The organism is Mycolicibacterium vaccae NBRC 14118 = CIP 105934, from assembly GCF_001552715.1.
Taxonomy (GTDB): Bacteria; Actinomycetota; Actinomycetes; order Mycobacteriales; family Mycobacteriaceae; genus Mycobacterium; species Mycobacterium vaccae.
The window spans coordinates 1-1457 of the sequence record NZ_BCRS01000337.1 but is presented as its reverse complement, the minus strand read 5'-3'; the positions used below and the strand labels follow the sequence as shown (position 1 = coordinate 1457).

Genomic DNA, 1457 nt, shown 5'->3' with positions numbered 1-1457 from the left:
GTGGTGCGAGGGGTGCCACCGAGCCGAGTGCCCGGATCTTGGCCGCGATCCGCTCCCCGGCGTCCGCGCGGACCGCCCGGCGCTGTTCGTCGGGATCGTCGTTGCCGGCGAAGCAGCCCGGCGGCGCGGCCGCGATCACGTCCAGCGCGCTCTCGTACCGCTGCCGCGCCACGTCCAGGCGCGCCTCCCAGGCGTCGATGTCACCCCGACGTTCGCGCACCAGCGCGAGGTTCACCCGCACCGCGCACGACCGGTCCGGCCCCGCGCCGGCCAGCGCTTCGGAGAATCGGGCGTCGGCGTCGTCGAGTCGCTCCTCGCGCACCGCGAGGGTGCCCGCGGCGAAGGCGGTGGTGGCGGGTTCGACGATGTCGAGCAGCGAGAGCGCCGACACGTCGTCGCGCAACGCGCCGACCTCACCGGCGGCGAAGTGTTCCTGCGCCGAACCCCCCACCAGCACCACCGAGATCAGCTTCGCGGCGAGCACCAGCGCGGCGAGTGTCACCGGCGCAGACATCAGCAGCAGCCGCCGCCTCAGCCGTACCCGGGCCGGGGTGCGTGTCATGACAGCACCTCCCGGCGGGTGGCCCGCGCGCGCAGCAGGTCCCGTGCGGTCAGGTAGATCTCGCCGAGCAGCAGCAGCCCCGCCAACATCGTGAACACCCAATAGAATTCGACGCGCGTCGGCACGTCGGCGGGTTCCCGGGCCGCTTCGGCGGTGTCGGCGGAGACGGTGTCCGCGGGCAGCGGCCCGCCGGACGCGCGGGGCACGAACGGCACACCCAGCTGGTCGGCGATGGCGCGCAGGGTGGCCTCGCCCCGGCCGGACCCGTATCCGAGCACCGCCCCGCCGTCGACCGGGGGAGTCTCGAAAGTGCCCTGGGGTGCGGCCGATTCCGGTGCGCCGGAACCGAGGTAGTAGACGACGTCGGGTGCGCCCGGATACTGCTGACCGGCCGCGATGAGCTGGTAGCGCAGCACGTTCGCCGCCGCGGCGGCGTTGACCGCGGTGGGATCGGCGGCGGGACCGGCGTAGGGGGTGAGGGTCTCGACGACGGGCTGCAGGCTCCAGATGTCGTCGGACAGCGGCCAGTCGACGGAGGGTCGGGCGGCGAAGGCGATCAGTGCGAACCGTGCGCCCGGATGTGCGGCGATGAGTTCGCCGATGTCGTCCCGCATCTGGGCCATCCGCTGTCGGCCGTCGGGGTCGGTCGCCGCCGAGTCCGCGGACCGGTCGACGACGAAGTAGACGTTGGCACCGGTTTGCGCGGGACGGCCGGGCTCGGTCTCCTCGCCCGCGCCGCTGATCGGGCGCGCGGCCGCCAGCAGGATCAGCAGCATCGCCCCCGTCGTGGTGGACCAGCGCAGCACAGCGCGCCGCCCCGTGCCGGCCGCCGCGCGCAACGCCACCATTCGCAGCGCGATCAGCGCGCCCGCGGCGACGGCGAGCAGCGCCGGGG

General features: G+C 74.5%; 2 protein-coding genes. Both read right to left on the bottom strand.

What is annotated here, in order from left to right; genetic code table 11:
- The coding region (locus MVA01S_RS29835) for a hypothetical protein (RefSeq protein WP_060941839.1) at window positions 1-562 on the bottom strand (562 nt) is incomplete at its 3' end.
- Window positions 559-1457: vWA domain-containing protein (locus tag MVA01S_RS29830; protein WP_255251734.1), on the bottom strand; the 899-nt coding region annotated here is incomplete at its 5' end. The genes MVA01S_RS29835 and MVA01S_RS29830, both read right to left, overlap by 4 nt.